The sequence below is a fragment of the Virgibacillus proomii genome, from assembly GCF_900162615.1.
GTDB lineage: Bacteria > Bacillota > Bacilli > Bacillales > Amphibacillaceae > Virgibacillus > Virgibacillus proomii.
Map to the genome: position 1 here is coordinate 956,956 of NZ_FUFN01000010.1, position 19,475 is coordinate 976,430.

A 19,475-nucleotide genomic window follows, 5' to 3' on the forward strand; every position below is an offset into this window, starting at 1 on the left:
ATGCGTAATAGAGTTTTACTATAATCTAGGGGGATATGCGTTGTGGAAAGAGACTTTTTACAGGAAGAGCATCTGATTTTCAGGAGCTCCTTACGAAAATTTTTAGCACAAGAAGCGGCTCCACATTTTGCTGAATGGGAACAAAATCAGCAAATACCAAGATCATTTTGGCGGCAGGCGGGAAAGCGGGGATATCTTTGTTCGTGGGCTTTGGAGGAATACGGTGGATATGAAGCAGATTTTGGATATTCTGTGGTTCTTAACGAAGAATTGGAACGAGTTGGCACTGCAATGGTAGGAATAGGGTTACATAATGATATTGTAATGCCATATATTTATGCATATGGTACAGAAGATCAAAAGAAAAAATGGCTGCCTGGTGCGATAACAGGAGATATCATATCTGCAATAGCGATGACAGAACCGGCTGCGGGGTCAGATTTGGCCGCAATTCAAACAACAGCAATAAAAGATGGAGATACGTATATTTTAAATGGTGAAAAGACCTTTATTACGAACGGTTATACAGCCGATTTGATTGTAGTTGTATGCAAAACTGATCCGCATATAAAGCCGGCGCATAAAGGGATTAGTTTACTAGTTGTAGAGGCGGATACACCAGGATTTCGGCGAGGAAAGAAATTGAAGAAGGTTGGTCAACATGCGAATGGTACGTGTGAATTAATTTTTGAAGATGCACGGGTTCCCGCTGAAAATTTATTGGGGGAAGAAGGAAAAGGATTCTATTATTTAATGGAAAATTTGCAGCAGGAACGGTTAATCGTAAGTATTCAAAGTATTGCAGCTACTGAATTAATGATCGATTTGACAACGGATTATGTGAAGCAAAGAAGAGCTTTTGGAAAAAGGATTAGTCAATTTCAAAATACGCAATTTAAGTTGGCAGAAATGAACACTGCATTTCAAATGGGAAGGGTCTTTGTTGATCAAATAATTAAATCTCATATGGCAGGAAAAAATCTGGTTACAGAAGTATCAATGGCAAAATGGTGGAGCACAGATCTTGTGAAAAAAGTTGCTGCTGAATGTATGCAACTCCATGGCGGTTATGGGTATATGGAAGAATACGAGATTGCCAGAAGATACCGAGATACGGCTGTATCCTCCATTTATGCAGGTTCGAATGAAATTATGAAAGTGATTATTAGCAAAAATATGGGATTATAATGATTATGAAAATGACAAGTATAAATATGTATATTCATTCATAGCTTCATGTTTAGTAGATGTGTTTGAACACTCCCTATCAGTTACTTGCAAAACAGTAAAGATTGCAATTGTTGTAAGGGTTTACAACAGGGGTTAAAAATCAGAAAGGATGATAATTATGCGAGAAGCAGTAATTGTAGAAGCAATTAGAACACCAATTGGAAGGCGTAAAGGCATGTTAAGTGAAATTCGCGCAGAAGATTTAGCAGCAAAACCATTAATGGAAGTAGTAAAGCGAGCTGGTATATCACCAGAGTTCGTGGAAGATGTTATCTATGGGTGTGTGTCACAGGTAGGAGAGCAAGCTTTTGATATTGCCCGTCAAGCTGCATTAATTGCTGATTATCCAGTTGAAGTACCGGGAACAACGATAGATAGACAATGTGGTTCCAGTCAACAGGCCGTACATTTTGCGGCACAGGCCATTATAAGTGGAGATATGGATGTAGTCGTAGCTGGAGGGGTTGAGCATATGACTCGAGTGCCAATGGGATCTAATATGCAAGGGGTTAAAATCAATGAGAATCTGTCGCTTAAATATGAAATTATTAATCAAGGTCTATCTGCTGAACGAATTGCTAATAAGTGGGGACTAAGCCGACAACAGATGGATGAATTTTCATTAGAGAGTCATGAAAAAGCAGTTTCAGCTAGTAAACAAGGTTCTTTTGATGATGAAATCATGCCATTAAAAGTGAAACTTGAAGATGGTTCGGAAACTGTCATGAATCAAGATGAGGGACCGAGGGAAAACACAAATTTAGAAAAGCTTGGACAGTTAACGCCGGCTTTTAAAGAAGATGGGGCAATTACGGCAGGAAACTCCAGTCAAATTAGTGATGGGGCTGCAGCACTGTTAATCATGTCTCAGGAAAATGCAGTTGAATTAGGAGTAAAACCTAAATTTCGGATTATTGCTCGTACCGTTATTGGTTCTGATCCTACATTCATGTTAACCGGACCGATTCCGGCTACAGAAAAAGTACTGAAGAAAGCAGGGCTATCCCTTTCAGATATGGATGTTTTTGAAGTGAATGAGGCCTTTGCTTCCGTTCCTTTAGTTTGGCTGAAAGAAACAGGAGCAGACCCCAAAAAGCTCAATCCAAATGGAGGGGCAATTGCTTTAGGGCATCCACTTGGTGCAAGCGGAGCTCGACTCATGACGACTATGATGTATGAGTTGGAACGGACAGAAGGACGTTATGGATTACAAACCATGTGTGAGGGGCATGGGATGGCAAATGCAACGATAATTGAACGATTAACTTAAATAAAGTGAAACTTCATTCCGTGGAATGCTTTTTACACGGAATGTTAGTACCACAAGGGTATGACCTAAAGGCCCTTGAACGAATCGGGCATTTAGGTGCCGTTTTCTCCCACTTTGACCCTTTGCACGAACTCAGGACTTGAAGTGGGAAACTTACGGCACCTTACATGCGGTATAAAAATTGGCATCTGTTTTAATTAAGAGTTGACTAGGTTTTGGCTTATACGCTAAAGAGGGCTGTTACCAGCCAAGTTAAAAATTAATATGGAGGTGGTGTTTTGCCGCTTACATCAATTCGTGTACTCGATTTGACACGCTTATTGCCGGGACCTTATTGTACCATGTTACTTGCAGATTTTGGTGCTGAAGTCATTAAAATAGAAGATCCTAAAGTTGGTGATTATGCCAGGGACTATGAGCCGAAGTTGGATGAAAATAGTGCCATTTTCCATTCCCTTAATCGCAATAAGAAAAGCATTTGTTTAAATTTAAAATCAGCGGAAGGAAAAGAATGTTTCTTTAGTTTAGTAGAAGAAGCTGATGTTGTTATCGAATCATTTCGCCCAGGGGTAATGAAAAAACTTGGAATAGATTATGAGACGTTGAAATCCATGAATCCAGGAATTATTTATTGTAGTATAACTGGTTTTGGGCAACAAGGTCCATATGCTAAGAAAGCTGGTCATGATATTAATTATATCAGCTATGCCGGCTTACTTCATTTAATGGGCGAGAGCGGGGGAAAGCCAGTCATTCCTGCTGTACAAATTGCCGATATTGGGGGAGGTGCATATCCAGCTGCATTAGGTATTTTATTAGCTCTAATTGCGAGAGAAAAATCGGGTAGCGGGCAATTTATAGATATTTCAATGATGGATGGGATAATCGCTTGGATGCAAACCGTATTACCTCATTTCATGGCTACTAATCAGTTGCCAAAACGTGGTGAACAAATGTTAAGTGGCGGCCTTGCTTGTTATGAGGTTTATGAAACGAAGGATTATCGCTGGATTGCTGTTGGTGCATTGGAGGCTAAATTTTGGAAGGTTTTTTGTAATACCATTGGGAGAGATGACTTTATCCCACTTCAACAAGCACCATTGCGTGAGCAGCATCGTTTAAAATATGAAATTCAAGAAATTATCTCTCGAAAAACATTGGATGAATGGTTAGCAATTTTTCCAAAGGATGAGTCGTGTATATCCCCAGTACAAACTTTTGCAGAATTAATCGATGATCCGCAGGTTAAAGAACGCGAGATGATTAAAGAAACCTACCACCCTTCTTTAGGAACGATAAAGCAAATAGGTATCCCGATTAAATTATCAAAAACTCCTGGATCGTTTCGAAACAAAGCCCCAAAAATTGGTGAGCATACAGAAGAAGTTTTAAAACGAAAGTCTTTTTAGCTGTGTGGCATCAGGTAAATCATTGGCCACTGTGAAGGAATTCAACTCGCCTCCTTCACCGTTTAAAAAGCAAACCTAAAGATCAAAAAAACTAACATCCAAACCAACAAATAATTTCATGGGGTGGGGGACATTCCTTTCATTTAGAATCATTGGAAACAAAACCTGAGACGCTCATGACGCCCTAGTGTGAACTCTGATCAGCAACCTCGTGTATGAGTACTATCCTTGCATTGAAAGCCGCCCTAAAGCTACTAACATCTAGGTTCGAACATCAAGTTGTACGTCTGCTTGTATGAAGGTCGAAACACACACTGGGGAACAGTCTTACAATGCAGTTATGACCCGCGGGAGCGAAAAGAATTGTCCCAAATGATCCGAAGAACATTATCTAGGAACATCACGCATGTCCAAGATATTGGACATATCCATTCATAGAATAAGCAGGAAATAAGTAGCTTGGAACGAAAGGCAATGACTTCTGCGGGAAAAGCATGAGCCTTTAGACCCCGTAACAAGCGTTTTTTGCGAGTGGGGAAGCTCAAACAGACCTTCAAAAAGCGTCCGCCCGTAGTGTAAAACGATGGGTTTAACGCACGTATAAATTCTCAAGAAATAAAGCAGATGAACTAATAAGAAACAATGGGAAAAAAATAACGCCTAAATATAATATACGAGGGAGTGATGAAGATGGATCTTGGGACTACTTTAGCTAGAAACGCCAACCGGTATCCGGATAAACAGGCAATTTACTATGGAGAAAAAGTGTACACATACAGGCAATTAAATGAAGAAGTAAATCGACTCGCTCATGGTTTACTTGCACAAGGCATAAGTAAAAGTGACAAAATAGCTATGTTAATGAAAAATTCCGATATGTTTATGATTGTGTTTTATGCAATTATGAAAGTTGGTGCAATAGCTGTTCCCATTAATTATCGTTTGGCGAAGGCAGAAGTTAAATATATTATAGGGGATTCAGATGCTTCGGTGATATTTTTTGATGAAGAATATGCTGCTTTTGTAGCTGAGATAGGAAAAGAGAATCAGCAATTATTGCTGCAAGTATCCGTAAATGAAAATATAGTAGAAGAACAGTACAAACTTAGAGAAATAATGAGCAGCAATCAGTCGGAGCCACCTGTTAAAGTAAACGAAACAAATAATGCAGAAATACTTTATACATCAGGAACAACAGGAACGCCCAAGGGAGCATTATTTGATCATCATCGTATTCTTTTCGTAGCACTTACCTCCTCCATTATGATGAAGATCGGACCAGAAGATAATTTACTTCATGTAGCACCTCTATTTCATTCAGCTCAATTAAATCTATTCATGATAACTGGAACACTTTTAGGAAGTTCACAGGTTATTCATAAGGATTTTGACCCCGTACAAGTATTGAATGATATTGAAAAATATAAGATAAGTCTTTTCTTCGCAGTTCCAACGATGTATAATTTTTTACTTCAAGTACCGAACAGTGACAACTTTGATTTATCCTCTGTTAAGCGTTGTGGATATGGAGCAGCGCCAATGCCGGTAGCATTATTAGAAAAAGCGATGAAATTGTTTCAAAATGATCAATTTTATAATATGTGTGGTTTAACAGAAGGTGGTCCTGGTGGTGTTTTACTATTGCCTGAGGATCATAAAACGAATATGGGTGCCGGCGGAAAGCCTATGTTGTTAACAGAGGCCAGAGTGGTTAATGAGGCTGGTGAAGATGTATGTGCTAACCAAGTTGGAGAGTTTATTATTCGAAGTGAAATGATGATGAAGGAGTATTATAAAAAACCACATGAAACAAAAGAGACACTCCGGGACGGTTGGCTGTATACCGGAGATCTGGCTATTATCGATGAAGAGGGTTTTATAACACTTGTTGATCGAAAAAAAGATATGATTATTTCCGGCGGAGAAAATATTTATTCTGCGGAGGTGGAGCAAGCACTGTATCAACATTCAAACATATTGGAGGCAGCTGTTGTTGGTTTGCCAGACGAGTTATGGGGCGAGAAAGTCGTTGCTATTGTTGTTTCCAAAGATGGGGAAGCATTAGATGCTGAGGAAATAAAGGCTTTCTGCCGTAATCATCTGGCCAAGTACAAAGTGCCGACAGAAATCATTCAAGAGAAAGCAATTCCTCGTAATGCTTCGGGAAAAATTTTAAAGTATCAAATTCGTGAAGCACTACAAATAGGAAAATCATTATCTAGTTAAATGTATAGGGGGCAAATTATGATGATGGACACGCCTTTATCTCTCGTATCTTTGTTAGAACGTGCAGAGACGTATTTTCCTACAAAAGAGATTGTTTCTCGTACGCAAAAAAAGATTCATCGTTTAACCTATCGCGAACTGGGTGAGCGAACAAGAGCATTGGTGAATGTGTTAAAAAACGTTGGGATTAAAAAAGGGGATAGAGTAGGAACGTTTGCTTGGAATCATCATCGGCATTTAGAAGCATATTTTGCTGTGCCGGCCATCGGTGCTGTACTGCATACGATTAATATTCGTTTATCAACCGAGCATCTTGTGCATATTATAAATCATGCAGAAGATAGAGTAATATTTGTGGACAAGGAACTGTTACCAATATTAGAAAAATTACAGGATCAATTCACTACGGTGGAAGCATTTATTGTGATGATGGATGAAAATATATTACCAGAATCAGCAATAAAATCACTATATGCTTACGAACAGCTGTTGGAAAATGCTGATCGGACATTTACATTTTCTAAAAATATGGATGAACAAGATCCAGCGGTCCTATGCTATACATCGGGAACTACAGGCAAACCTAAAGGTGTCGTTTATTCTCATCGCGGACTTGTGTTACATTCAATGGCTTTAGGTTTAGCCGATACAGCTGCAATCTCAGAATCAGATGTTGCTATGCCGGTTGTCCCCATGTTTCACGTTAATGCGTGGGGAATGCCATTTGCTGCAACTTGGTTCGGAACTAAGCAAGTATTACCGGGACCCTTTCCAACTCCGAAGGTTTTAGCAGAGCTGATTGAGTCGGAGGCAGTTACGATTACTGCTGGTGTGCCAACTATTTGGCTTGGATTACTTCAAGAACTAGAGGAAAATCATTATAATACAGATAGTTTGCGCGGGGTGTTGTGTGGAGGGGCTGCTGCACCGAAGGGAATGATCCACGCCTTCGAATCGAAATACGGAATTCCATTTTATCACGCTTATGGAATGACAGAAACAGCACCACTTGCTCTATTTTCCAGACTCAAAAGCTATCAAGAACAGCTTCCAGAAGCAGAAAGATTGGAGTTGCATGCGAAGCAAGGGATAGTTGCTCCATGTATTGATATTAGAGCAGTTAATGAGTATGGAGAGATTAAGAAAGATGGTATTGACATGGGCGAACTTTTAATTCGTGGACCTTGGATTGCCGATTCCTATTATAAAGATGAGCGAAGTACAGAAGCCTTTCGTAATGGTTGGCTCTATACAGGAGACGTTGTTACCATTGATGCGGAAGGTTTTGTTAAGATTGTGGATCGAACAAAAGACGTAATTAAAAGTGGGGGTGAATGGATATCATCGGTTGATTTAGAAAATGCATTAATGGCACATGAAGCTATCTACGAGGCGGCAGTTGTTTCTGTTCCACATCCGAAGTGGCAAGAACGTCCAGTTGCTTGTGTTGTATTAAAGAATAAGTATAAGGAAACCGTTTCCAAGGAGGATATCCTTTCATTTTTGCAACCACAGTTTGCGAAATGGTGGCTACCAGACGAAATATTATTTATGGATGAACTTCCTAAAACATCTGTAGGAAAGTTTTTAAAAGCAGCATTAAGAGAAAAGGTAAAGGACTACATGGCTAATCAAAATTAAATATTTACACCTTAATGTGTACGAATAAGACGAATGTATAGGCAAAAGCAAAAACTAGAGGAGGAATTTGTTTTCGAATAGATTGGCAGAAAGTAAGTACTAGTTTTATATAAAAAACCTGTTATAGATTCCATATATATAAAGAAGAAAAATGTTCACATATGCAGAGATTTATTTTCTACCTTAAAAAATTTCAGCACAGAAAGTAGATACAAATGTAGTAAAATTTTGATGTTTTAAGTATTCGGGCAATTAGTTGTCGGCTGCGCCAGACCATCATCCCAGCTTTCTTTATCTGAATGTAAGGAGCCATACTTCTCTCATTTCCAAAAAATCCACTTTTATTTTGCGAACTTTGTGAGAGAAGCGGCTCCTTGAATGAAGTTAACTTCATCTCTTTAAAAGTTATCCGTATGTACGTCGCTATCCGAGCGCTTGTACATTCTTTTTTCTAACGTTCTTTAGTCTGTATATATTCCAAAGATTTATGAACGGAATCTGCTTTAATAGTAAGCGCTGCCAAAATGAGTTATAATAAAAGTTGAGCATATAGCTTATGTAAACATGCTTTACTAGAAGTCCGTAAATTGCTTTTTACTTGAACCGACTTGCGTAGATATGCTCAATAATGAACAATTATGTAAAAAGCAGGGAATAAACTATTTATGTGGAGAGTGATGGATGATGAAGGCGAAGCAAACCGTTTATGTTAATGAGTTTACAGATGGAATTCTTGATCCCGCTCGAAAAATGGAATACGCAGTAAAAGATGGGGGATATATTATTGCTAATACAACTCCGGGATGTTGGGGGCCTATGATTACTCCAGCTCTGAAAGGTGGTCATGAAGTAACAAAGCCTGTCTATGTGGAGGGAGCGGAGATAGGTGATGCGATTGCTATTCATCTTAAATCAATTGAGGTTACATCAATTGCTACTGCTTCTGGAAATGATAAGCCTGTAGATGGCCGCTTTAACGGTGATCCATTTGTTGCCGCTAAATGTCCAGGGTGTGGTACGGTCAACCCTGAAACCATCATTAAAGGAATTGGTGAGAAAGCAGTCCATTGTAAAAACTGTGATAAAGACATTACGCCATTTACATTTACACATGCTTATACAATGGCATTTAATGATAAAAAAACGGTTGGGATAACTTTGAATAAAGCGGCTGCTGAACAGGTTGCAAAAGATGGAAAAAGCTATATGGCAACACCAGAAAATTCCATTCAAAATCCAATTGTAACTTTTGCTCCTTATCAGATGCCTGGTACGATAGCAAGGTTACGACCATTTTTAGGACAATTAGGTACTACACCATCACGACCATTTCCTGATTCTCATAATGCGGGAGATTTTGGTCAATTTTTAATCAACGCTCCGCATGATTATGCCATTACGAAGGAAGAACTGGGGGAACGAACAGATGGTCATATGGATATTAATCGTGTTCGTGCAGGTGCTATTGTAATATGTCCAGTAAAAGTAACAGGGGGAGGGGTTTATCTCGGTGATATGCATGCCATGCAAGGAGATGGTGAAATTGCCGGTCACACTACCGATGTAGCTGGGATTGTTAGTTTACAAGTAAATGTGCTAAAAGGAGTAAAAGTAGACGGACCGATTATCGTGCCTGTTTACGAGGATCTCCCATATTTGGCTAAACCGTTTACCAAAGAGGAAAAAGAGAGAGCACAGGTATTGGCTGAACACTGGCAAGTTGCTGAACTAGAAGAAATGTTACCAGTTTCCTTTGTAGGTTCAGGTGCAGATTTAAATGAAGCAACAACAAATGGGTTGGAACGAGCAGCTGTATTTTTTAATATACCTGTTCCGGAAGTAATGAATCGTGCTACGATTAATGGCTCCATTGAAATCGGACGTCATCCTGGTGTGGTTACAGTTACATTCCTTGTTCCTGAAAGCTATTTAAAGCAAAAACACATACTTGATTTAGTAAAACATCAATATATGGATGTGCTTTAGTCAATAGATAGGATGTAGCAAAAGATATTTAAGAAACTCGTAGCATCATAGACTAGTAGGTCAAGCTGGATTAGAATGATAAAACAGCACAAAGGGCTGCACAAAAAGTCACCTTATATGGCAACATTGGCAGCCCTTTTCAAATATTTTCTCGACAATGCTATTGATGACCCTACGTCAGTAGAATGTTCTACTACCATAAAAAGCTTTCATTTCTATATCTACGATTTCTCTAAGCATTCATCGTCAAGAAGGTCATGGCAACACTTTTAATTATTAGCCAAAAATAGACCAAGTTGTGCAAGAATCGCGCTTCCTGCATATGTTCCTGTAAAAACAAAGATGGCAACGATAGCAATTTTCCAAGAGGTATTTCGCAAATCAACTAGTCGATTAGCAACTGAAATACCGGCAAATGTAAGAATCGGTGTTGTGATGGATAAGAAATCGACTGCCTGAATTGCTTGAACAAAAAAATCACTGATTAAACATAGAATAAGCGACGTAATCGAAACCCATCCTAAAATTGGAAAGTCACGGATGATTTTAATGCTGGATTTTTGCATCACATCGGATACGATAATTCCAATCATGGAAAATAGCCATAATACACCAAGACCAACAAATGACATCGCAGTAACAGGTGTTGAGCTAGGATTTTTCAAAAGCTTAATTTCTTGCGTAAATAAAATCAAACCAACGCTTAATAGTAGAATCAGACCGTATTTTATATATTTTCGTAATTTCTCGTTCATTTCTTTTCACCTCGAACCAGTTTATTATACATAAACCTTTGTAATGGTGCAGCTAAAAATACCATCGTAAATGTACCAAGAAAACTGGTGAGGAGCTGACTAGCTGATGCATAGGCTAAAATGGTGCTTTCCATCTCAGGTACCCTTGCGACTAATGTTGCCGATGCTGCACTCATCATACTTCCTGAACCCATTCCGGACGCCATTGCGAGTGCTTCTACCCTTAATCCAAAATCCAGTAAAATTGGGGCGAACACGCTAAAGAAGATCGCTCCAAATAACGTACCAATAATATAAAGAGAAAGAACTCCCCTACCTTCTTTAGATTCCAAGGTATACTTCTCCGAAATATATGCAAGCTCTCCTTCACGACCGATTCCTAAGGTTGCACCAATTGCTTCTCTTCTTAGTCCTATTAAAATGGCAATTGGCAACCCAAATACGACTGTACCGAGGTTTCCAAATTCTTGAATAAGAAATACCCAGCCAACTTGAAGAATTTCACGGATTTGTGGTGCAACATCTGCGCCATATCTTGCCATTAAAGGAAGCATAATGAATATTAAGTACTTACTTGCAAAATTAATATTTTTATCACTATATACGTTTTTCCAAAAACCTTTACGAAACAGCTTTATCCCTAAAAACATTGTTAAAATAATTGCAAAAACTAAAGGAAGTATCCCAATTGTAAACGGGCCGATCGGAATGGCTTGAAAACCGATTAGTTCAGCGATCGTAATGATAGCCAGAGCAAAGATAACTAAATAAATGAAATTCTTGTTCATCATTTTCCTCTTTCCTACGTATAAATTATCCTGCATGTAACTGACAGTTAGACCAGCCTCTTGCCCTTCCATGCTACAAGGTGAAACCTAGGAAGAAAAGCGTGCGATCCAACTGTAAGTAAAATGCCTGATTCTGTTCAGAGGCCTTTAGATCAAAGCCTTGTGGTACTAACAATCAGTGAGGGATAAAGGAAAAACCCCACTGATGGAGGATTCATTTTATGGATGAATTATAGATTCAATTAACTTTTTATAATCTTTATAGCTGCGTTTGTACAGCTTGGATTTATCAATACTTCCACTCATTTTGTTAAGTGTTTGGGCTAAAAATCTTGGGAAAATTTCATAGATAAATGCTGGGTCAATATCGATAAAATCATCACCATGAATTGTTCCGGTAAATCCACTATAACCAATTTGAATACAAGGCATCATAAAAGATAAATCACCAATGTCGCCAGCGGCACTAATAAAATTATCATTAAAAAGCTCTTCAATTTCATCATTTTCATGAAACGCCTCTTCGGCAAAGGTAGATAAGTAACGATCTTGCTTAAATGGCAAGTATCCCATCTGAGTATCGATGGTGACATTCCCTTGTAAGGCTATGGCACTTCCTTTAGCAGCATCATCTAATTTTTTAGCAACTTCTTTTAAATAAGTTACTGACTTTGTCCTTAGGTCCGTCCCAACGACAATATGGTTGGGAATAACATTGGTGGACATGTCGGACTGCATAATAATTGGATTAATACGAACATGTTCTGATTCCTTTAATTGTTGACGTCCAAGTCCAATCGCAGTATTAAACAAAGTAGACATATGATATGCATTTTTAGCGGAAAATGGATCAAAGCCTGCATGAGTTGCTTTACCTTGAAATGCATATTTTTTGTATAAGAAACCAGCTAGGTCACAGTTAATTTCAACTGTTCGCTTAGAAAATTCTCCACCGATGGCATGTACACAAATGCTAAGATCAATATCATCAAATACCCCAAGTTTCATAGCTTCAGGTTTTCCGCCATGATGGCTAATTTTTCCTTCTTCGATTAACTTGTCGCGATAAGCCAAGTCTAAATATTCTTCTGCTGGTACAAATACAAAACTAAGCCTAAAATCAAGTTCTTTATGGGCTTTCGTTGAAAATAGGTATTGGTACAAGGCCAGAGCAATCGCTACTTGGGTATAATGACCACAATTATGTGCTGCTCCTGTATGCTTATCAGCGTACATATGAGTTGGTGCATAAACTGCGTCTAATTCAGCGATAAAGGCAATATGCAAGTCTTTTTCCTTACTGCCTAAGCTTGTCTTAAAGCCGGTTAAACTAAATTCTTCAATTTGAATCGCGGGATTTACTCGTTTTAAATAGGCAAGTATTTGTTGCTTTGTTCGTGTTTCTTTATAGCCTAATTCGGGATGATGATATATATCTTCGCTAAATGCCTTAATTGCTTCATATTGTTGTTTAAATTGCACGGTGAATACCTCCATGACAACCAGAAAAAAAGTTAGGTTTTTGTCGAAAAAACATGAATTTATTTTATCATTATTTAGTATGATCAGTCAATAACATATGTTTTTTGAATTTTTAATGATAAATGTTCGTTTTTTATAGTGTGGAGTTAGGTGGGTAAATAGTGAATAGTTGGAAGCGTCCGCTTTAAATATGTAAAAAATAGTTGTTTTGTTTCGAAATGATAGGGGAGGTTCATGCATTTACTGAGGTGCAGTACTGTCGCTTGGAAAAGTAAAGACTGGAAATAACTATCGGAGCTTGTAAATAAATCTTATCATCGATTTATTTGTAAGCTCCGATTTAATTAGTATTTTATCATATTAATAGATTGCTTATTTTTCTCCACTTAATTCAACGAGGATTTTTGCTTGTGACTTATCGTTGGTCAGTGCTTCAAAGCCTTTATCAACAATATCATCTAATTGAATTTGATCTGTAATAACTGATTGCGGCTTTAATTGTCCGGTTGCCATTAAGTCAATGGTTTGTTGGAACGACGTAGGTGTATAGGCAATAGTTGATGTTACTTTTACACCTTTATTCGTTAATTGCATTGGATTCCACTCAATAGGTCTAGCGAAAATAGAAACGATTACCATTGTCCCACGTGGCTTCGTTGCTTCTATTGCTTGTTTGAAAGTAGGAGCTACTCCAGCAACTTCAAAAGAAACATTGACACCCTCAGGAACAATCTCATAAATAGCTTTTACGGGGTCCGTATTTCCAGAATTAATAATATGAGTTGCCCCAACTTCTTTTGCCTTTTTTAATCGTGTTTCGGAAAGGTCAAGTGCGATTACTTTACTTGCCCCAGCTGCTCTAGCTGCAATAATGGTTAATAATCCAATTGGACCAGCACCAAACACAGCAACTGTATCGCCAAATTTTAAGTCGCCCTCTTTAACTGCTTGTACAGCCACAGCTGTAGGTTCTACTAATGCACCATCTTGTAAAGTTAATGGCTTCGGTAATCGATATACGTTATTTTCTGGAACATTCGCAAATGATGTAAAACCTCCATCTGCATGTAGTCCGATAAAAGAGAAGCCGTCATACGGATCGAGATCTTCTGACTTTGCACCATGAGTTATCGTCGGGTTTATTGCAACACGTTCACCAGGCTTGAACTTGGTTACCTTAGCCCCAACTTCTTCGACTACTCCTGCGAACTCATGTCCCATTGTAAGTGGAGCTTTTCCTCCAGCTAAAGCGTCTGGCTGCTCCGTTGGAATAAATACTGGACCTTCTACGTATTCGTGTAAGTCACTGCCGCATATTCCTGCCCAGGCAATTCTTACCTTCACTTCTGTCTCTTTTAAAGGTTTTAAATTTACTTCCTCAATTCGAATATCTTTTTCTCCATGCCATACTGCAGCTTTCATAAAATTTTCTTCCTCCCAAAAGTGTTTTTATATTATTTCCTCAGTCCTATCTTAGCGCAAAATGATAAAACATGACATTTTTTTGCATAATTCGACAATTTAATTAAAATTTCATAACAATTTATATATAGCAAAGAGAGCGACTTATATAAAAATATGTATCTGCTTCCTAATAAAATTAGCGGGAAAATATCAGCATCATTATGGATTTATGGATAAATGATAGTAATTTCTACAGGATTAGAAAATGAAAGAGGACATGACTCAATAACCTAAATTGGCTGTTAGGATCCGCATTAACATTTTAAAGGCAAATAAAGAATAAGCTTGCTATTAGCCACCTGAATGATTTTTAGAAAGCTCTATCATCTAGTTAGATCTTATTTTAAAGTGTATTTATTTTTTACCGCTTAATTTTTTTGGGACTTATCGTAGGATAATACTTCAAACCTTGATCAACGAATCAAGGTAATTTACCCAGTGATAGAGTGCGGTTTCGAGCACCCCAAAGTCGAGAGAACGCTTCGAAGTCTATAGAGAATGTCCGAAGTTAACAGAGCGACCCAAAGCCGCGAAACGTAACTAATTATAAAAAAGCAAGGAAATCTCTATTTCAAACAGAGATTTCCCCGGTGATCATTTTTACTATTAACATGATATAGAATCAAGCTTCCAGAATTTGCTTTAAGCTAGTGATTTCTTCACTTGTTAACGGAACCATTGGCAGTCGGACATCTCCGACAGCAATCCCTTTTAAATTTAGAGCAGTTTTAACTGGAACCGGATTTGGTTGAGCAAATAATGCCTTCATTATCGGCAGCAAGTTTTGATGGATAGCAGCACTTTTCGTAATATTTCCTTGAAAAAATTGAGTGATCATTGTTTGCATTTGCTTACCGATAATATGTGATGCTACAGAGACAACACCTGTTGCGCCAATCGCTAAAGCTGGTAATGTCAGACTATCATCTCCGCTATATAAGGAGAAATCATTCGTCGTTCGTCGGATAATTTCTGCCATCTGATCCAAATCACCACTAGCTTCTTTTATCGATACGATATTATCTATTTGTGAAAGGCGAACTGTCGTATCAGCACTTATATTAACAGCCGTTCTTCCGGGAACATTATACAACATGACTGGTAAACTTGTTTGTTCAGCAATTGCTTGAAAATGTAAAAAGATACCTTCCTGAGAGGGTTTGTTGTAATATGGCGTAACAAGCATAACAGCATTGACACCAATTTGTTCCGCTTGTTTGGTTAATTCTATTGATGCTTTTGTATTATTGGAACCAGTACCAGCGATAACTTGAATTCTTCCATCTACAGTTTTAACAACATGTTTAAATAAAGCTATTTTTTCTTCGTTTGAAAGAGTTGGAGATTCTCCAGTTGTACCTGCAACCACTACGCTATCCGAACCGTTTTCAATTAAATAATTTACCAGTTTTTCTACAGCCTGAAAATCAATATTTTTCTCATTGTCAAATGGGGTCACCATTGCAGTAACCACTTGGCCAAACTTCATTACTTCACACCCTTATTTAATAATGTTTAGGTGAGAAGGCCATAAGATTTTACGCGAAAAAGCAGCAACGACAGCATATCGCTACTGCTTGAAACACATGAAAGTTTCAGCGTCAGATAGCCCTCCATATAGTCACCTATATGACAGTTCTGTACTTATTCAATAGCAGAACCAGCTATAGAAACAATGGGTTTTCCATAGCTTCGGCGAAATCCCCTTTTCACTATTCTCAAAGGATCTCATTATCCTCCAATAGTGTACTCTTGAATGCCGCACCTCTATCCTCATTTCAACAGAATATTGAAACAGGAAGTAATTCAATTGCCTGTACTATAGCAGATTTTCAGTCTTTATGCAAGGAGATTCCTGCCTGAATATTTTTTTGTGAATAAAAAAAGGATACTTTCTTAGCTTAGAAATTAATTCATTATCGTTAAGAACTAAGTATAGGGCAACTTGAGCGGATTTCCCGCAGGAGGCTTGTCGTACAGGCATTTACATGATCATAAGCTCGATATGTATAGTAGTTCGTGGCGATTTAGGTCTATAAAAACATCATAGAATGATTGGCAATAAATGATGTGGTGAAACACAGATTATTATGTTTTGGTTTGTCGGAAATAGTTGGGAGTGGAATTTGTAAATCGTTTAAAAACACGAGAAAAATAATTGGGATCTTTGAATCCTACCAAATCGCTAATATTTTGAATGGATTCATTTGTGTTACGTAATAATTTTTTTGCTTCGTTTATTCTATATTCATTAACTAATCTTCTAAAAGGCTTTTCTCCAGATGATAATAAGTGACTTAAATAGTTTGGGCTTATTTCCAATTGATTGGCTATATCTTCTAGACGAAGATACTTATTTCTAAAATGATGTTCAATATAGCGAATGGACCGTTCTACATAATTAAAATCTCTCTTTTCTTTTTGAATTCCAGAATAATGAATAACGTTGATACAAAACAAGATAATTTCCTGAACAATTGTATAGAGGATTGGACTGTTTAAAATAATTTGAAACATTCGGTGATATTTATTTTCAATGTCTTCTATTTTTACTAGCTTGTAGTTATTTATAAAACGTCTGATTTGCGCAAGAATACTAGTAAGCTGGATTCTGACAATTTCCGGCTCTGGGTATTCGTGAAACGGGTTTGTAAATTGCTTGTACAAATAATCTTTAATCCCTTCTATATCTCCTTTTTCCAGACTTTCCATCCAGAAGCGTTGTTCCGTTGAAGTTAAAAATGGGTCAAACGATATAAATTTATTCAGTTCGTCTGATAAAAAAACCTGGTTAAATCCTTTATAAAAGCGCATATGAAGTATATTTTTTGTTGCTACATATGCTTGCTGCAAATTATCGCTCTTGATGTAGCTATTATGAATAGCGATATTAATATTGGAGTCAAATTCTTCTTTCCATAATTGAATGATTTTATAGGCCTCCGTTTTTAACGAGTTAATTGTAAACGAATAATTCGTGTAAGCTAAACAGACTACTTTATTACGAAGCGGAAAAAACTCTGCCGTAAAAGGAAGATTAATTTTGTGCAACCAATGGAATAAATCGATCGTGTACGTTGCACATTCTGCCTCAATCAGTAAAAAATAAGGTTGAATAGAATCTGTTAATGGCGCTTTGATAAATAAAGAATGATATATTTCTTGATTTCTTGAAAAATAAGTATCAGAATGATGAACTTCAGTTTGTGCTGCATTTGTTAAGGCTTTCATTAATTGGTTTAGATTTAATGGCTTAACTAGTAAAGACTTGCTTTCTAGCTCAATTGCTTGGTAAGCCCGCTCAAATACAGGCTCTGCTGTCATCGTGATTAGTCTTTCTGAAAAACGAAATACATTCATTGAAAAGGATTCAAAATTTGTATTGGATAGGATTTCTAGTTCTAAAATAACCACATGAGGTTTAACTTTACTTAATAACATATTTGCCTGTTTGATGTTTTCAGCATGATAAATATGTTGAAAAGGTAATTGATTGGAGCGGACAAACCACTCGATTCCTGTTCTTTCCGTAGTGTCTCGATCGATGATTAGTATATTCACAGAATTGGCCTCCTTTAAGGGATGTTTAAAAATCTAAAAAATACCGCAGCGAATTATTGATTATTTTGTCTCGAGAAGATTCTGTTATATGTGGTAATAAACATTATCTTGTCAAAACGCAGCATGTTTATTCATCGTGTTTTTGAATAAGTATTTTAATAGTAAATCTTGTTAATATTAAGTAATTGCTATTTTTAATAACACAATAGGTTTAGTTCAATTAAAAAAATGCTAGATTTTGTAGATAATTCCCTATGTAAATAATATCAGAAAAAATATAATAGAGAAAATAATTAAATATGTAAGCGCATAAATAATGAGGGGGCCGTGTATGGAAAATATAGAAGCACAAATCGAAAGCTCAGCAACAAATAAATTCGCTAGTTGGAAATTTGTGTTGTTTAGTTTATGTGGTATTTTTTCCTTTTTTGTTCCAATTACAATTTACGGAAAAACATCTATCTTGCTTGATCATATTGTAAGCGCTATAGAATCACTTCCGAATCTATTTATCCATAGTTATATTATTTTAATTCTATTTCTTGGAGCAGTTTATCCAATCATGAAGAAAACTTGGAACTATAGTTTTATCGATGTCATATTTACTTTGTTTAAAATTGCTGGTTTTGTATTTGGAACGATGCTTATTTTTAATGTAGGACCAGCTTGGCTGTTTGAACCTAACTTAGGACCATTTTTATTAGGAAAATTAATTATCCCTGTAGGAATTTTGATTCCAATCGGAGCGATGTTTTTAGCCTTGTTAGTCAGCTATGGATTTTTAGAGTTTATTGGTATTTTTATGCAAGCGATTATGAGACCGGTTTTTAAAACTCCGGGTCGTTCTGCGATTGATGCAGTGGCATCATTTGTAGGCAGCTATTCTATTGGATTGTTAGTGACGAATAGAGTGTTTACTCAAGGAAAGTATACGATTCGTGAAGCAGCAATTATTGCAACTGGTTTTTCTACCGTTTCTGTGACATTTATGATTGTAATTGCCAACACATTGGATTTGATGAATCATTGGAATTTGTACTTTTGGCTATCGTTAATCATTACTTTTGTTGTAACGGCAATTACAGTAAGGATTTGGCCTTTAAAAAATATGAAGGACACATATATTTCAGGAAAAGGGGATCCAGAAGTAATGATTAAAAAAAATAGATTACGGTATGCATGGAAGGAAGGAGTTTACGCAGCAGATCAAGCACCTAAATTCATAGTAAACATAGCTTCTCATTTAAAAGAAGGTTTCATTATGACAATGAATACATTACCTTCCATTATGTCTGTTGGCTTATTAGGTCTCCTTTTAGCTTACTATACTCCTTTATTTGATTATGTAGCATATATTTTTCTGCCTGTTACATGGGTTCTTCAAGCACCAGAAGCTTTATTAACTGCTAAGGCTGCTGCTATATCAATTTCGGAAATTTTTCTGCCTTCTTTAATCGTCGTGGACACAGAGATTGCTACTCGTTTTATAGTTGCCGTATTGTCTGTATCATCTATTTTATTTTTCTCGGCAGTAATACCTGTCATTATATCGACTGATATTCCAATACCGATATCTAAACTGGTCATTATTTGGTTCCAAAGAGTTGTACTTACATTAATAATTATCATACCGCTAGCTAAGTTGCTATTTTAAGAAGGAGGA

General features: G+C 37.2%; 13 protein-coding genes, 1 pseudogene and 1 riboswitch. Of the genes and pseudogenes, 7 read left to right on the forward strand and 7 right to left on the reverse strand.

Going from position 1 to position 19,475, the window contains the following annotated elements; genetic code table 11:
- Positions 1-42 precede the first annotated feature (42 nt).
- From BN1066_RS12270 to BN1066_RS12280, 3 genes are all read left to right on the forward strand, one after another.
- Positions 43-1,188 (forward strand): acyl-CoA dehydrogenase family protein, encoded by a 1,146-nt coding sequence (locus BN1066_RS12270; RefSeq protein WP_077319780.1) that lies wholly within the window; start codon positions 43-45, stop codon positions 1,186-1,188.
- 160 nt (positions 1,189-1,348) lie between these two features.
- Entirely contained in the window at positions 1,349-2,500 is a 1,152-nt protein-coding gene (locus tag BN1066_RS12275; protein WP_077319781.1) for a thiolase family protein, read from the forward strand.
- A 278-nt stretch (positions 2,501-2,778) separates the two neighbouring features.
- Positions 2,779-3,909 (forward strand): CaiB/BaiF CoA transferase family protein, encoded by a 1,131-nt coding sequence (locus tag BN1066_RS12280; protein ID WP_077319782.1) that lies wholly within the window; start codon positions 2,779-2,781, stop codon positions 3,907-3,909.
- On the opposite strand, the pseudogene BN1066_RS20830 reads toward BN1066_RS12280, so the two are convergent.
- A pseudogene (locus BN1066_RS20830) lies at positions 3,901-4,029 on the reverse strand (IS110 family transposase); the annotation flags it as partial. The gene BN1066_RS12280 and the pseudogene BN1066_RS20830 overlap by 9 nt on opposite strands.
- Before the next feature lie 570 nt (positions 4,030-4,599).
- Between BN1066_RS20830 and BN1066_RS12285 the strand changes: the two are divergent.
- From BN1066_RS12285 to BN1066_RS12295, 3 genes are all read left to right on the forward strand, one after another.
- Positions 4,600-6,135, forward strand: coding sequence for an acyl-CoA synthetase (locus BN1066_RS12285; RefSeq protein ID WP_179104382.1), 1,536 nt, complete (start codon positions 4,600-4,602; stop codon positions 6,133-6,135).
- 21 nt (positions 6,136-6,156) lie between these two features.
- Positions 6,157-7,776 carry a long-chain fatty acid--CoA ligase gene (locus BN1066_RS12290; protein ID WP_179104450.1) on the forward strand — a complete coding sequence of 540 codons (1,620 nt, stop codon included), beginning with the start codon at positions 6,157-6,159 and terminating at the stop codon, positions 7,774-7,776.
- A 684-nt stretch (positions 7,777-8,460) separates the two neighbouring features.
- A complete protein-coding gene (locus tag BN1066_RS12295; protein WP_077321456.1) occupies positions 8,461-9,762 on the forward strand; it encodes an acetamidase/formamidase family protein in 1,302 nt (433 codons plus the stop codon).
- 269 nt (positions 9,763-10,031) lie between these two features.
- Here BN1066_RS12295 and BN1066_RS12300 read toward each other — a convergent pair whose 3' ends face one another.
- The 6 genes from BN1066_RS12300 to BN1066_RS12325 form a co-directional block, all read right to left on the reverse strand.
- The gene (locus tag BN1066_RS12300; RefSeq protein WP_077319785.1) at positions 10,032-10,517 is read right to left on the reverse strand and encodes a hypothetical protein; all 486 of its coding nucleotides are present in this window, start codon (positions 10,515-10,517) and stop codon (positions 10,032-10,034) included.
- A complete protein-coding gene (locus BN1066_RS12305; RefSeq protein ID WP_179104383.1) occupies positions 10,514-11,305 on the reverse strand; it encodes a DUF3100 domain-containing protein in 792 nt (263 codons plus the stop codon). The genes BN1066_RS12300 and BN1066_RS12305 overlap by 4 nt, the downstream gene beginning before the upstream one ends.
- A 219-nt stretch (positions 11,306-11,524) precedes the next feature.
- Complete coding sequence (locus BN1066_RS12310) at positions 11,525-12,787, reverse strand: M20/M25/M40 family metallo-hydrolase (RefSeq protein ID WP_077319787.1); 1,263 nt, start codon at positions 12,785-12,787, stop codon at positions 11,525-11,527.
- A 372-nt stretch (positions 12,788-13,159) separates the two neighbouring features.
- Positions 13,160-14,209, reverse strand: coding sequence for a 2,3-butanediol dehydrogenase (locus tag BN1066_RS12315; protein ID WP_077319788.1), 1,050 nt, complete (start codon positions 14,207-14,209; stop codon positions 13,160-13,162).
- 664 nt (positions 14,210-14,873) lie between these two features.
- Positions 14,874-15,740 (reverse strand): 4-hydroxy-tetrahydrodipicolinate synthase, encoded by an 867-nt coding sequence (dapA, locus tag BN1066_RS12320; protein WP_077319789.1) that lies wholly within the window; start codon positions 15,738-15,740, stop codon positions 14,874-14,876.
- Positions 15,741-15,849: 109 nt separating this feature from the next.
- Positions 15,850-16,029, reverse strand: a riboswitch (Lysine riboswitch).
- 310 nt (positions 16,030-16,339) lie between these two features.
- Positions 16,340-17,812: a helix-turn-helix domain-containing protein gene (locus BN1066_RS12325; RefSeq protein ID WP_077319790.1), complete on the reverse strand. Its 1,473-nt coding sequence runs from the start codon at positions 17,810-17,812 to the stop codon at positions 16,340-16,342.
- Between the two features lie 331 nt (positions 17,813-18,143).
- Between BN1066_RS12325 and BN1066_RS12330 the strand changes: the two genes are divergently transcribed.
- Entirely contained in the window at positions 18,144-19,466 is a 1,323-nt protein-coding gene (locus BN1066_RS12330; RefSeq protein ID WP_077319791.1) for a YjiH family protein, read from the forward strand.
- Positions 19,467-19,475: the final 9 nt, after the last annotated feature.

What these genes read in the sequence shown, in the direction of transcription:
- BN1066_RS12300 (WP_077319785.1), bottom strand. Translation starts at nt 10,517, where the DNA reads ATGAACGAGAAATTACGAAAATATATAAAATACGGTCTGATTCTACTA.
- BN1066_RS12305 (WP_179104383.1), bottom strand. Translation starts at nt 11,305, where the DNA reads ATGAACAAGAATTTCATTTATTTAGTTATCTTTGCTCTGGCTATCATT.
- BN1066_RS12315 (WP_077319788.1), bottom strand. Translation starts at nt 14,209, where the DNA reads ATGAAAGCTGCAGTATGGCATGGAGAAAAAGATATTCGAATTGAGGAA.
- BN1066_RS12275 (WP_077319781.1), top strand. Translation starts at nt 1,349, where the DNA reads ATGCGAGAAGCAGTAATTGTAGAAGCAATTAGAACACCAATTGGAAGG.
- BN1066_RS12285 (WP_179104382.1), top strand. Translation starts at nt 4,600, where the DNA reads ATGGATCTTGGGACTACTTTAGCTAGAAACGCCAACCGGTATCCGGAT.
- BN1066_RS12290 (WP_179104450.1), top strand. Translation starts at nt 6,157, where the DNA reads ATGATGGACACGCCTTTATCTCTCGTATCTTTGTTAGAACGTGCAGAG.
- BN1066_RS12330 (WP_077319791.1), top strand. Translation starts at nt 18,144, where the DNA reads ATGGAAAATATAGAAGCACAAATCGAAAGCTCAGCAACAAATAAATTC.
- BN1066_RS12295 (WP_077321456.1), top strand. Translation starts at nt 8,461, where the DNA reads ATGAAGGCGAAGCAAACCGTTTATGTTAATGAGTTTACAGATGGAATT.
- dapA (WP_077319789.1), bottom strand. Translation starts at nt 15,740, where the DNA reads ATGAAGTTTGGCCAAGTGGTTACTGCAATGGTGACCCCATTTGACAAT.